We start from the raw sequence: 11,840 nt of genomic DNA on the forward strand, positions 1-11,840 counted from the left end.
ATCATGGCAATCGTTAAATGCAAACCGACTTCCCCTGGCCGCCGTTTTGTGGTCAAGGTGGTCAACCAGGAGCTGCATAAAGGCGCTCCTCACGCACCGCTGCTCGAGAAGAAATCGAAGACTGGTGGTCGTAACAACAATGGTCGCATTACCACTCGTCACATCGGTGGTGGCCATAAGCAGCATTATCGTCTGGTCGACTTCCGTCGCAACGACAAAGATGGCATCACTGCCACTGTCGAGCGTATCGAATACGATCCAAACCGTACTGCTCACATCGCTCTGCTGCTGTACGCAGATGGCGAGCGTCGCTACATCATCGCCCCTAAAGGCGTGAGTGCTGGTGACCAGCTGATCGCAGGTGCTTTGGCGCCGATCAAGCCGGGCAACGCTCTGCAACTGCGCAACATTCCAGTTGGTAGCACCGTACACGGCATCGAATTGAAGCCGGGTAAAGGCGCGCAAATCGCTCGTTCCGCTGGTGCTTCGGCTCAGCTGATCGCTCGTGAAGGTGTCTACGTGACCCTGCGTCTGCGCTCTGGTGAAATGCGTAAAGTACTGGCTGAGTGCCGTGCGACCCTGGGCGAAGTCTCGAACTCCGAGCACAGCCTGCGTTCGTTGGGTAAAGCTGGTGCCAAACGCTGGCGTGGCGTTCGCCCAACCGTTCGTGGTGTTGCCATGAACCCGGTTGACCACCCACACGGTGGTGGTGAAGGTCGTACCTCTGGTGGTCGTCATCCGGTATCGCCATGGGGCTTCCCGACTAAGGGCGCGAAGACTCGTGGTAATAAGCGTACCGACAAAATGATCGTCCGTCGTCGCAAGTAAATAGAGGGATACGACAGTGCCACGTTCTCTGAAAAAAGGTCCTTTTATTGATCTTCACCTACTGAAGAAGATCGAAGTGGCGGCGGAAAAGAACGATCGCAAACCGGTGAAAACCTGGTCGCGTCGTTCGATGATCCTGCCACAAATGGTCGGTTTGACCATTGCAGTGCATAACGGTCGCCTACATGTTCCAGTTCTCGTGAACGAAGACATGGTCGGCCACAAACTAGGCGAGTTTGCCGGTACCCGCACATATCGTGGGCACGTGGCAGACAAGAAAGCCAAGCGTTAAGGGGTAAGGAATGATGGAAGTAGCCGCTAAGTTGTCGGGCGCTCGAATCTCCGCCCAGAAAGCCCGCTTGGTCGCCGACCAGATCCGCGGGAAGAAGGTGGGCGAAGCGCTCAACCTGTTGGCTTTCAGCAGTAAGAAAGCCGCCGAGATCATCAAGAAAGTGCTGGAGTCGGCCGTAGCCAACGCCGAGCACAACGAAGGCGCAGACGTTGATGACCTTAAGGTCAGCACCGTTTTCGTCAACGAAGGGCGTTCGCTGAAGCGCATCATGCCTCGTGCCAAAGGCCGAGCTGATCGCATCGTCAAGCGGTCTTGCCATATCACTGTCAAGGTTGCTGACAAGTAACGGAGTCGAAGAGATGGGTCAGAAAGTACATCCCATTGGCATTCGCCTGGGAATCGTCAAGGAGCACACCTCCGTCTGGTACGCAGACGGTCGGACTTATGCGGACTATTTGTTCGCTGATCTGAAGGTGCGTGAGTATCTCCAAGACAAACTAAAAAGCGCGTCCGTGAGCCGTATCGATATCCATCGTCCTGCTCAAACTGCACGTATCACCATCCACACCGCTCGTCCAGGTATCGTTATCGGGAAGAAAGGTGAAGATGTTGAGAAACTGCGTCAGGACCTGACCAAGCAAATGGGTGTGCCTGTGCACATCAATATCGAAGAGATCCGCAAGCCGGAGCTCGACGGTATGCTGGTTGCGCAGAGCGTAGCTCAGCAGCTGGAGCGTCGCGTAATGTTCCGTCGCGCTATGAAGCGCGCTGTACAGAACGCCATGCGCATTGGTGCCAAAGGCATCAAAATCCAAGTGAGCGGTCGTCTCGGCGGTGCTGAAATCGCACGTACTGAATGGTATCGCGAAGGTCGTGTGCCACTGCACACCCTGCGTGCCGACATCGACTATGCCAACTACGAAGCTCACACCACTTACGGTGTGATCGGTGTAAAGGTTTGGATCTTCAAAGGCGAAGTAATTGGTGGTCGCCAAGAAGAACTGAAACCACAAGCACCAGCGCCTCGTAAAAAAGCTGCTAAGTAAGGGGTACGCCAAATGTTGCAACCAAAGCGTACGAAGTTCCGCAAGCAGATGACAGGCCACAACCGTGGTCTGGCTCAGCGCGGTAGCAAAGTCAGCTTCGGCGAATATGCGCTGAAGTCTGTAGCTCGTGGTCGTCTCACCGCTCGTCAGATCGAGTCAGCGCGTCGTGCACTGACCCGTCACGTTAAACGTGGCGGCAAGATCTGGATCCGTGTATTCCCGGACAAGCCTATTTCCAAAAAGCCCCTCGAAGTTCGTATGGGTAAAGGTAAGGGTAGTGTGGAGTACTGGGTTGCCCAGATTCAGCCAGGTAAAGTCCTGTATGAAATCGAGGGTGTAACTGAAGAGCTGGCGCGTGAGGCTTTTGCCCTGGCTGCTGCAAAGCTGCCGCTCGCCACCGCCTTTGTTAAACGGACGGTGATGTGATGAAAGCGAATGAACTTCGTGAAAAAGACGCGCCGCAGCTTAACGAGCAACTGCTCGGCCTGCTGCGCGACCAGTTCAATCTGCGTATGCAGAAAGCAACTGGCCAGTTGGGGCAGTCTCACCTGCTCCGGCAAGTTAAGCGTGACATCGCTCGCGTGAAGACTGTGCTCAAACAGCAGGCAGGTAAGTAATCATGGCTGAAGCCGAAAAAACCGTCCGTACGCTGACTGGCCGTGTTGTCAGCGACAAAATGGACAAGACCATCACCGTTCTGATCGAGCGTCGCGTAAAGCACCCGATCTACGGTAAATACGTTAAGCGTTCGACTAAGCTGCACGCGCACGACGAAACCAATCAGTGCCACATCGGCGACAAAGTCACTATTCGTGAAACTCGTCCGCTGGCCAAGACTAAGTCTTGGGCACTGGTTGATGTTCTCGAACGCGCTGTGGAAGTCTAAGGACTAGGGGTCGGAGAAATTATATGATTCAGACTCAATCCATGCTCGATGTGGCCGATAACAGCGGCGCACGCCGCGTTATGTGCATCAAGGTGCTGGGTGGCTCCCATCGTCGTTACGCTGGTATCGGTGACATCATCAAAGTTACCGTGAAGGAAGCAATTCCTCGCGGTAAAGTGAAAAAAGGCCAAGTGATGACTGCTGTTGTAGTCCGCACTCGTCACGGCGTACGTCGTGCTGATGGCTCTATTATCCGCTTTGATGGCAACGCTGCTGTTCTTCTGAACAACAAGCAAGAGCCGATCGGCACCCGTATCTTTGGGCCAGTGACCCGTGAACTTCGTACTGAGAAGTTCATGAAGATCGTCTCGCTCGCCCCAGAAGTGCTGTAAGGAGATCCGACATGCAAAAGATTCGTCGTGACGACGAGATCATCGTGATCGCCGGCAAAGACAAAGGTAAGCGCGGTAAGGTGCTTAAGGTTCTCGCCAATAACCGTCTGGTTATCGGTGGTCTGAACCTGGTCAAGCGTCATACCAAGCCTAACCCGATGTCGGGCGTACAAGGCGGTATCGTCGAAAAAGAAGCTCCACTGGACGCTTCTAACGTCGCCATTTTCAACGGCGAAACCAACAAGGCTGATCGCGTTGGTTTCAAAGTAGAAGACGGCAAGAAAATTCGTGTCTTCAAGTCGACCCAAAAAGCGGTTGATGCTTGAACACTGCTAGGTAGAAGACCATGGCACGACTAAAAGAGATTTACTGGAAGGAAATCGCACCGAAGCTTAAGGAAGAACTTAAGCTTTCGAACGTGATGGAAGTTCCACGCGTTACAAAAATCACCCTGAACATGGGTCTGGGCGAAGCGGTCGGTGACAAAAAAGTCATCGAGCATGCTGTTGCCGACCTGGAAAAGATCACCGGTCAAAAAGTCGTTGTGACTTACGCTCGGAAATCCATCGCTGGCTTTAAAGTCCGTGAAGGTTGGCCGATCGGCGTCAAAGTGACTCTGCGCCGTGAGCGTATGTACGAATTCCTGGATCGTCTGCTGTCGATCTCCCTGCCTCGGGTCCGCGACTTCCGCGGCCTGAATGCCAAGTCCTTCGATGGTCGTGGTAACTACAGCATGGGCGTTAAAGAGCAGATCATCTTCCCGGAAATCGACTACGACAAGATCGATGCTCTCCGCGGTCTGGACATCACCCTGACCACCACTGCCAAGAACGATGATGAAGGCCGCGCTCTACTGCGTGCGTTCAAATTCCCGTTCCGCAACTGATTGGAGTAGGACCATGGCCAAGATGAGCATGAAAAACCGCGAGCTGAAACGTCAGCTCACGGTTGCCAAGTACGCCAAGAAGCGTGCAGCACTGAAAGCAATCATCGTTGATCTGAACGCAAGTCCAGAAGCACGTTGGGAAGCTACAGTTGCTCTGCAGAAGCAGCCACGTGACGCAAGCGCTTCGCGCATGCGTAACCGCTGCCGCCTGACCGGTCGTCCACACGGCGTTTACCGCAAGTTCGGCCTCGGCCGTAACAAACTGCGTGAAGCGGCAATGCGTGGTGACGTACCAGGTCTGGTTAAAGCCAGCTGGTAAGTACTTTCGAAGTCTCGGCGGTCAGGATCGCAAGATACTGACCGCCGGTGGCCTAGAATCTGGAACAAGCCCCTTTTGGGGCTTGTTTCATTTCCGGAGTGTGTCTAAAATACGCGGCTCGCCTGAGCCCGTGTGTTTTGTGCTCGGAGATTCTCGGCGACACGTAATGGCCGCAAGGCTAATTTTTTTGTATTAGGAGCGTCTAGCCATGAGTATGCAGGACCCGTTAGCGGACATGCTAACTCGTATCCGTAATGCCCAGATGGCTGAAAAGTCCGTCGTAAGCATGCCATCTTCCACGTTGAAGGTTGCTGTTGCCAAAGTCCTGAAAGACGAAGGCTACATTGCGGGTTATCAGATCAGCAGCGAAATCAAACCACTGCTGTCCATCGAGCTGAAGTACTTCGAAGGCCGTCCGGTCATCGAAGAAGTGAAGCGCGTTAGCCGTCCAGGCCTGCGTCAGTACAAGTCCGTCGATGATCTGCCAAAAGTTCGTGGCGGTCTCGGTGTGTCTATCGTCTCCACCAACAAAGGTGTGATGACGGATCGTGCTGCGCGCGCTGCCGGTGTCGGCGGCGAAGTTCTTTGCACTGTGTTCTAAGGGGGGATAAGCATGTCACGCGTCGCTAAGAACCCCGTTAAGCTGCCAGCCGGTGTCGAAGTAAAATTCGCAGGCCAACAGCTTTCGGTGAAGGGTGCCAAGGGCACTCTGGAACTGAACATCCATTCGTCCGTTGAGATCGTTGAAGAAGCTGGTGAGCTGCGTTTCGCTGCTCGCAATGGCGATCAACAAACTCGCGCAATGGCCGGTACCACTCGTGCGTTGGTAAACAACATGGTCCAAGGCGTAAGCCAAGGCTTCGAGCGTAAGCTCCAGCTGGTCGGTGTTGGTTACAAAGCGCAAGCAAAAGGCACGGTTTTGAACCTGGCCCTTGGCTTCTCGCACCCAGTGGATTACGAACTGCCGGAAGGCATCACCGCTGAGACCCCAAGCCAAACCGATATCCTGATCAAGGGTATTGATAAGCAGCTGGTAGGTCAGGTGGCCGCTGAGATCCGCGACTTCCGTCCACCAGAGCCGTACAAAGGCAAAGGTGTGCGCTACGCGGACGAAGTCGTCCGTCGTAAAGAAGCCAAGAAGAAGTAGGGCATAGCAAATGACCGACAAAAAAGTTACTCGACTGCGTCGCGCTCGCAAAGCACGCCTGAAAATGCACGAACTCGAAGTCGTGCGTCTCTGCGTGTTCCGCTCGTCGCAGCACATCTACGCCCAGGTCATCTCGGCCGACGGCAACAAAGTCCTGGCAAGCGCCTCGACTTTGGATAAAGAACTGCGTGATGGTGCCACTGGCAACATCGACGCGGCCACTAAGGTTGGCCAGCTGGTCGCTACGCGTGCTAAGGCCGCTGGCGTCTCGCAAGTGGCTTTCGACCGCTCTGGCTTCAAGTACCACGGCCGCGTGAAAGCGCTGGCTGATGCTGCTCGTGAAGCTGGGCTGGAGTTCTAAGTTATGTCAAATAACGACCAAAAGCGCGACGAAGGCTACATTGAGAAGCTGGTTCAAGTTAACCGCGTAGCCAAAACCGTTAAAGGCGGCCGTATCTTCACTTTCACCGCGTTGACCGTGGTTGGTGATGGTAAAGGGCGCGTTGGCTTCGGCCGTGGCAAGTCACGTGAAGTGCCTGCTGCGATCCAGAAGGCAATGGAAGCTGCTCGTCGCAACATGATCCAAGTTGATCTGAACGGCACCACGCTGCAGTACGCAATGAAGTCCGCTCACGGCGCTTCGAAGGTGTACATGCAGCCTGCTTCTGAAGGTACCGGTATCATCGCTGGCGGCGCTATGCGTGCTGTCCTCGAAGTTGCTGGCGTTCAGAACGTTCTGGCCAAGTGCTACGGCTCGACTAACCCGGTAAACGTGGTTCACGCCACTTTCAAAGGTTTGAAGGCTATGCAGTCTCCTGAATCCATTGCCGCCAAGCGTGGCAAAAGCGTCAAGGAGATCTTCTGATCATGGCTACCGTTAAAGTAACGCTGATCAAAAGCATGACCGGCCGCATCCCTAACCACAAATTGTGCGTTAAGGGTTTGGGTCTGCGTCGCATCGGTCACACTGTAGAAGTACTTGATACTCCCGAGAATCGCGGGATGATCAACAAGGCTTACTACATGCTGCGTGTCGAGGGTTAATTCGATGAAACTCAATGATCTGAGTCCAGCGCCGGGTTCCCGTCGCGAAAAGCATCGTCCGGGCCGTGGTATCGGTAGTGGTTTGGGCAAGACCGGTGGCCGTGGCCACAAAGGTCAGTCCTCCCGCTCCGGTGGCACCATCGCTCCAGGCTTTGAAGGCGGTCAACAGCCGCTGCATCGTCGCCTGCCGAAGTTCGGTTTCGTTTCCCTGAAAGCCATGGATCGCGCAGAAGTGCGTTTGTCCGAGCTGGCCAAAGTGGAAGGCGACATCGTTACCGTGCAGACCCTGAAAGATGCCAACGTGATCAACGTCAACGTACAGCGTGTGAAAATCATGCTGTCCGGTGAAGTGACTCGCGCTGTCACTATCGGCAAGGGAATCGGCGCCACCAAAGGTGCGCGTTCGGCTATCGAAGCAGCTGGCGGCAAGTTCGAGGAATAAATGGCTAAGCAAGGTGCTCTCTCAGCGCTCGGCAAAGGCGGTATGTCTGAACTTTGGGCTCGTCTGCGTTTTCTGTTCCTGGCGATTATCGTCTACCGAATAGGCGCACACATCCCGGTTCCAGGTATCAACCCGGACCGACTCGCAGACCTGTTTCGACAGAATGAGGGGACCATTCTTAGCTTGTTCAACATGTTTTCCGGCGGCGCGCTGGAACGGATGAGCATCTTTGCACTGGGGATCATGCCGTACATCTCGGCATCGATCATCATGCAGCTGATGACCGCCGTTAGCCCGCAGCTGGAGCAGTTGAAGAAGGAAGGTGAAGCTGGCCGTCGCAAGATAAGCCAGTACACCCGCTACGGCACTGTCATCCTCGCCCTGGTCCAAGCTATCGGCATGTCCGTTGGCTTGGCCGGGCAGGGTGTTGCGTTCACTGGTGACTTTGGCTTCCATTTCGTCGCGGTATCCACTTTTGTGGCTGGTGCGATGTTCATGATGTGGCTGGGTGAGCAGATTACTGAGCGTGGTGTTGGTAACGGTATCTCGATGTTGATTTTCGCAGGTATCGTTGCCGGTCTTCCGAGAGCGATTGGGCAGTCTTTCGAGTCTGCACGTCAGGGTGATATCAATATCTTCGCCCTGGTTGCCATCGGTTTGTTGGCAGTAGCGATTATCGGTTTTGTGGTGTTCATTGAGCGTGGCCAGCGTCGTATTGCTGTTCACTACGCCAAGCGTCAGCAGGGCCGCAAGGTCTTTGCCGCGCAGACCAGCCACTTGCCGCTGAAAGTGAACATGGCCGGGGTTATTCCCGCCATTTTCGCGAGCAGCATTTTGCTGTTTCCGGCTTCGTTGGGTGCCTGGTTCGGTCAGTCTGAAGGTATGGGCTGGTTGCAGGACATCTCGCAGTCGATCGCTCCTGGTCAGCCGTTGAATATTCTGCTGTTTAGTGCAGGGATTATTTTCTTCTGCTTCTTCTATACGGCGTTGATGTTCAATCCGAAAGACGTAGCGGAAAACCTGAAGAAGTCCGGTGCCTTTATTCCGGGTATTCGTCCAGGTGAGCAGTCTGCGCGCTACATTGATGGCGTTCTGACTCGCTTGACCATGTTCGGTGCTCTATATATGACGGCCGTGTGCTTGTTGCCCCAGTTCCTGGTGGTTGCAGCAAACGTTCCGTTCTACCTTGGCGGGACCTCGTTGCTGATCGTCGTCGTGGTTGTGATGGACTTCATGTCCCAAGTACAATCGCACCTCGTTTCGCACCAGTACGAATCCCTGATGAAGAAAGCCAACCTGAAGGGTTACGGCAGCGGCATGTTGCGCTGAGTACCCATAAGGTTCGAGGAGTTGGTGATGAAAGTTCGTGCATCGGTGAAAAAGCTGTGCCGTAACTGCAAAATTATTCGCCGCGAAGGTGTTGTTCGAGTAATTTGCAGCGCGGAACCGCGTCACAAACAGCGCCAAGGCTGAGTGTGATCCGCTTGAAGCCCGGCAGCTAGTGCGCTGCCGGGTTGATTATTTGTTATTACAGCGATATTATCTCGCGCCCTATTTCTTGGCTTCCGGGGCGTAGGTAGCTGTCAATTGGAGTCCCACTGAATGGCCCGTATTGCAGGCGTTAACATTCCAGATAACAAGCACACTGTTATCTCGCTGACCTACATCTATGGTGTTGGTCGCACTACTGCGCAGAAAATTTGCGCAGACACTGGGGTAAACCCAGCCGCAAAGATCAAAGATCTGAGCGACGAGCAGATTGAGCTGTTGCGTGGCGAAGTGGCGAAGTTCACCACTGAAGGTGACCTGCGTCGCGAAATCAACATGAAAATCAAGCGTTTGATGGACCTCGGTTGCTACCGTGGTCTGCGTCATCGTCGTGGTCTTCCAGTACGCGGTCAGCGTACCAAGACTAACGCGCGTACCCGTAAAGGTCCGCGTAAGCCGATCCGCAAGTAATCGCCCACGCGAATCGACAGGAAATTAATCATGGCAAAACCTGCTGCTCGTCCTCGTAAAAAAGTTAAAAAGACAGTGGTTGATGGCATCGCCCACATCCATGCATCTTTTAACAACACAATCGTGACCATCACCGACCGTCAAGGTAACGCGCTTTCTTGGGCTACCTCCGGTGGTTCGGGTTTCCGCGGTTCCCGCAAGTCCACCCCGTTTGCTGCTCAAGTAGCTGCTGAACGTGCTGGTCAAGCTGCGCTGGAATATGGCCTGAAAAACCTCGACGTCAACGTCAAAGGTCCAGGTCCAGGTCGTGAGTCTGCTGTCCGTGCATTGAACGGCTGTGGCTATAAGATCGCCAGCATCACCGACGTGACGCCAATCCCGCACAACGGGTGCCGTCCGCCGAAGAAGCGCCGCGTGTAATCCAGGAGATTGTAAAGAATGGCTCGTTACATTGGTCCAAAATGCAAACTCGCTCGTCGTGAAGGCACCGATCTCTTTCTGAAGAGCGGCGTGCGCGCGATCGAATCGAAGTGCAACATTGAAGCAGCACCTGGTATCCACGGCCAACGCCGCGGTCGCCAGTCCGATTACGGCACCCAACTGCGTGAAAAGCAGAAGGTCCGTCGTATCTACGGCGTTCTCGAGCGTCAGTTCAGCGGCTACTACAAAGAAGCTGCTGGCAAGAAAGGTGCAACCGGTGAAAACCTGCTGCAACTGCTCGAATGCCGTCTGGACAACGTTGTATACCGTATGGGCTTTGGTTCGACTCGTGCCGAATCCCGTCAGCTGGTATCGCACAAATCCGTCAGCGTAAACGGCCAAACCGTTAACGTCCCGTCGTACCAGGTTCGTGCTGGTGACGTGGTCGCGATTCGCGAGAAAGCAAAAAATCAACTTCGCATTGTCCAAGCTCTCGATCTGTGTGCCCAACGTGGCCGCGTAGAATGGGTAGAAGTAGACACTGAGAAGAAGTCGGGCGTTTTCAAGAACGTTCCTGCTCGCAGTGATCTGTCCGCCGACATCAACGAAAGCCTGATTGTCGAGCTCTACTCCAAGTAAGGGCTAGAAAATAGGTGCATCCATGCAGATTTCGGTAAATGAGTTCCTGACACCCCGTCACATTGATGTGCAGGTTGTCAGTCCAACCCGCGCCAAGATCACTCTCGAGCCTCTCGAGCGTGGTTTTGGCCACACCCTGGGCAACGCGCTGCGCCGCATCCTGTTGTCCTCAATGCCCGGCTGTGCAGTAGTCGAGGCCGAGATTGACGGTGTGCTCCACGAGTACAGCGCCATCGAAGGTGTACAGGAAGACGTAATTGAAATCCTGTTGAACCTTAAAGGTCTGGCTATCAAGCTGCACGGCCGTGACGAAGTTACGCTGACCTTGTCGAAGAAGGGTTCGGGGGTGGTTACCGCTGCCGATATTCAGCTGGATCATGATGTCGAGATCGTTAATCCCGATCACGTAATCGCTAACCTGGCGTCTAACGGCGCCCTGAACATGAAGCTCACCGTAGCTCGTGGTCGTGGTTATGAACCGGCCGACTCGCGTCAGAGCGATGAAGACGAAAGCCGCAGCATTGGTCGCTTGCAGCTCGACTCTTCGTTCAGCCCGGTTCGCCGTATCGCATACGTGGTGGAAAACGCCCGTGTCGAGCAGCGTACTAACCTGGACAAGCTGGTTATTGATCTGGAAACCAACGGTACTCTGGATCCTGAAGAGGCTATCCGCCGCGCTGCAACCATTCTGCAACAGCAGTTGGCTGCGTTCGTCGACCTCAAAGGTGACAGCGAACCAGTGGTAATCGAGCAGGAAGACGAGATCGATCCGATCCTGCTTCGCCCGGTTGACGATCTGGAACTGACTGTACGTTCGGCTAACTGCCTTAAGGCGGAAAACATTTACTACATCGGCGATCTGATTCAGCGCACCGAAGTAGAACTGTTGAAGACTCCGAACCTGGGCAAGAAATCCTTGACTGAAATCAAGGACGTTCTGGCCTCCCGCGGTCTGTCCCTCGGCATGCGCCTCGACAACTGGCCGCCTGCAAGTCTTAAGAAGGACGACAAGGCGACTGCCTGATCGTCGTAATCACCGAACGTGAGTTTGGTAAGGAATGAACCATGCGTCATCGTAAAAGTGGTCGTCACCTGAGCCGTACCAGCTCGCACCGTAAGGCTATGTTCCAGAACATGGCGGTGTCGCTGTTCGAGCACGAGCTGATCAAAACTACACTGCCGAAAGCTAAAGAACTGCGTCGCGTTGCTGAGCCGCTGATTACTTTGGCCAAGACAGACAGCCTGGCTAACCGCCGTTTGGCTTTCGACCGTACTCGTTCGAAAGCTATCGTTGGTAAGCTCTTCAACGACCTGGGCAAGCGTTACGCTACCCGTGAGGGTGGCTACCTGCGCATCCTCAAGTGCGGTTTCCGCGCTGGTGACAACGCGCCTATGGCGTACGTTGAGCTGATCGATCGTCCAGTTGGCGGTGAAGCTGTATCCGCTGAGTAAGACGTCAGTCTGTAACGAAGAACCGGGCCTAGTGCCCGGTTTTTTGTGCGCGTTAGAAAACTCGAATTACCCCCGAGCGAATGCGCAT

General features: G+C 54.4%; 24 protein-coding genes. All 24 read left to right on the plus strand.

The window, feature by feature from the left end:
• Positions 1-3: 3 nt before the first annotated feature.
• The 24 genes from rplB (at position 4) to rplQ (ending at position 11,752) form a co-directional block, all read left to right on the plus strand.
• A complete protein-coding gene (gene rplB / locus SNL23_RS17675) occupies positions 4-828 on the plus strand; it encodes a 50S ribosomal protein L2 (RefSeq protein WP_032884535.1) in 825 nt (274 codons plus the stop codon).
• A gap of 16 nt (positions 829-844) precedes the next feature.
• Positions 845-1,120: a 30S ribosomal protein S19 gene (rpsS, locus tag SNL23_RS17680; protein ID WP_003232420.1), complete on the plus strand. Its 276-nt coding sequence runs from the start codon at positions 845-847 to the stop codon at positions 1,118-1,120.
• 13 nt (positions 1,121-1,133) lie between these two features.
• Complete coding sequence (gene rplV / locus SNL23_RS17685) at positions 1,134-1,466, plus strand: 50S ribosomal protein L22 (RefSeq protein ID WP_003210077.1); 333 nt, start codon at positions 1,134-1,136, stop codon at positions 1,464-1,466.
• A gap of 13 nt (positions 1,467-1,479) precedes the next feature.
• Positions 1,480-2,166, plus strand: a complete 687-nt coding sequence (gene rpsC, locus SNL23_RS17690; RefSeq protein ID WP_003176422.1) for a 30S ribosomal protein S3 — start codon at positions 1,480-1,482, stop codon at positions 2,164-2,166.
• A 12-nt stretch (positions 2,167-2,178) separates the two neighbouring features.
• The gene (rplP, locus tag SNL23_RS17695) at positions 2,179-2,592 is read left to right on the plus strand and encodes a 50S ribosomal protein L16 (RefSeq protein WP_045057467.1); all 414 of its coding nucleotides are present in this window, start codon (positions 2,179-2,181) and stop codon (positions 2,590-2,592) included.
• Positions 2,592-2,783 (plus strand): 50S ribosomal protein L29, encoded by a 192-nt coding sequence (gene rpmC, locus SNL23_RS17700; protein ID WP_008030901.1) that lies wholly within the window; start codon positions 2,592-2,594, stop codon positions 2,781-2,783. Before rplP ends, rpmC begins: the two co-directional genes overlap by 1 nt.
• Before the next feature lie 2 nt (positions 2,784-2,785).
• Complete coding sequence (rpsQ, locus tag SNL23_RS17705; protein ID WP_003176419.1) at positions 2,786-3,052, plus strand: 30S ribosomal protein S17; 267 nt, start codon at positions 2,786-2,788, stop codon at positions 3,050-3,052.
• Positions 3,053-3,075: 23 nt separating this feature from the next.
• Positions 3,076-3,444, plus strand: coding sequence for a 50S ribosomal protein L14 (gene rplN / locus SNL23_RS17710; protein ID WP_002555479.1), 369 nt, complete (start codon positions 3,076-3,078; stop codon positions 3,442-3,444).
• Between the two features lie 11 nt (positions 3,445-3,455).
• Complete coding sequence (gene rplX / locus SNL23_RS17715; protein WP_003176416.1) at positions 3,456-3,770, plus strand: 50S ribosomal protein L24; 315 nt, start codon at positions 3,456-3,458, stop codon at positions 3,768-3,770.
• Between the two features lie 20 nt (positions 3,771-3,790).
• Positions 3,791-4,330 (plus strand): 50S ribosomal protein L5, encoded by a 540-nt coding sequence (gene rplE / locus SNL23_RS17720; protein ID WP_003176415.1) that lies wholly within the window; start codon positions 3,791-3,793, stop codon positions 4,328-4,330.
• A 13-nt stretch (positions 4,331-4,343) separates the two neighbouring features.
• Positions 4,344-4,649: a 30S ribosomal protein S14 gene (gene rpsN / locus SNL23_RS17725; protein WP_003176414.1), complete on the plus strand. Its 306-nt coding sequence runs from the start codon at positions 4,344-4,346 to the stop codon at positions 4,647-4,649.
• Between the two features lie 208 nt (positions 4,650-4,857).
• Positions 4,858-5,250 carry a 30S ribosomal protein S8 gene (rpsH, locus tag SNL23_RS17730; protein WP_003186040.1) on the plus strand — a complete coding sequence of 131 codons (393 nt, stop codon included), beginning with the start codon at positions 4,858-4,860 and terminating at the stop codon, positions 5,248-5,250.
• 12 nt (positions 5,251-5,262) lie between these two features.
• Positions 5,263-5,796 carry a 50S ribosomal protein L6 gene (gene rplF, locus SNL23_RS17735; RefSeq protein WP_003176412.1) on the plus strand — a complete coding sequence of 178 codons (534 nt, stop codon included), beginning with the start codon at positions 5,263-5,265 and terminating at the stop codon, positions 5,794-5,796.
• A gap of 10 nt (positions 5,797-5,806) precedes the next feature.
• Positions 5,807-6,157, plus strand: a complete 351-nt coding sequence (gene rplR / locus SNL23_RS17740; RefSeq protein WP_003186037.1) for a 50S ribosomal protein L18 — start codon at positions 5,807-5,809, stop codon at positions 6,155-6,157.
• Positions 6,158-6,160: 3 nt separating this feature from the next.
• Positions 6,161-6,661 carry a 30S ribosomal protein S5 gene (gene rpsE, locus SNL23_RS17745; protein WP_003186035.1) on the plus strand — a complete coding sequence of 167 codons (501 nt, stop codon included), beginning with the start codon at positions 6,161-6,163 and terminating at the stop codon, positions 6,659-6,661.
• Between the two features lie 2 nt (positions 6,662-6,663).
• Complete coding sequence (gene rpmD, locus SNL23_RS17750; protein WP_003186033.1) at positions 6,664-6,840, plus strand: 50S ribosomal protein L30; 177 nt, start codon at positions 6,664-6,666, stop codon at positions 6,838-6,840.
• A 4-nt stretch (positions 6,841-6,844) separates the two neighbouring features.
• Positions 6,845-7,282, plus strand: coding sequence for a 50S ribosomal protein L15 (gene rplO / locus SNL23_RS17755; RefSeq protein WP_003210066.1), 438 nt, complete (start codon positions 6,845-6,847; stop codon positions 7,280-7,282).
• The gene (gene secY, locus SNL23_RS17760) at positions 7,283-8,611 is read left to right on the plus strand and encodes a preprotein translocase subunit SecY (protein ID WP_003210064.1); all 1,329 of its coding nucleotides are present in this window, start codon (positions 7,283-7,285) and stop codon (positions 8,609-8,611) included.
• Positions 8,612-8,638: 27 nt separating this feature from the next.
• A complete protein-coding gene (gene rpmJ, locus SNL23_RS17765; RefSeq protein ID WP_002555468.1) occupies positions 8,639-8,755 on the plus strand; it encodes a 50S ribosomal protein L36 in 117 nt (38 codons plus the stop codon).
• 129 nt (positions 8,756-8,884) lie between these two features.
• Positions 8,885-9,241, plus strand: coding sequence for a 30S ribosomal protein S13 (gene rpsM / locus SNL23_RS17770; protein WP_003210063.1), 357 nt, complete (start codon positions 8,885-8,887; stop codon positions 9,239-9,241).
• 30 nt (positions 9,242-9,271) lie between these two features.
• Positions 9,272-9,661, plus strand: coding sequence for a 30S ribosomal protein S11 (gene rpsK / locus SNL23_RS17775; RefSeq protein WP_002555466.1), 390 nt, complete (start codon positions 9,272-9,274; stop codon positions 9,659-9,661).
• An 18-nt stretch (positions 9,662-9,679) separates the two neighbouring features.
• Positions 9,680-10,300, plus strand: a complete 621-nt coding sequence (gene rpsD / locus SNL23_RS17780) for a 30S ribosomal protein S4 (RefSeq protein WP_003210056.1) — start codon at positions 9,680-9,682, stop codon at positions 10,298-10,300.
• 22 nt (positions 10,301-10,322) lie between these two features.
• Complete coding sequence (locus SNL23_RS17785) at positions 10,323-11,324, plus strand: DNA-directed RNA polymerase subunit alpha (protein WP_003176403.1); 1,002 nt, start codon at positions 10,323-10,325, stop codon at positions 11,322-11,324.
• A gap of 41 nt (positions 11,325-11,365) precedes the next feature.
• A complete protein-coding gene (rplQ, locus tag SNL23_RS17790; protein WP_003210053.1) occupies positions 11,366-11,752 on the plus strand; it encodes a 50S ribosomal protein L17 in 387 nt (128 codons plus the stop codon).
• The last annotated feature ends 88 nt before the right edge of the window (positions 11,753-11,840 follow it).

The organism is Pseudomonas sp. SED1 (assembly GCF_034044025.1).
Lineage (GTDB): Bacteria > Pseudomonadota > Gammaproteobacteria > Pseudomonadales > Pseudomonadaceae > Aquipseudomonas.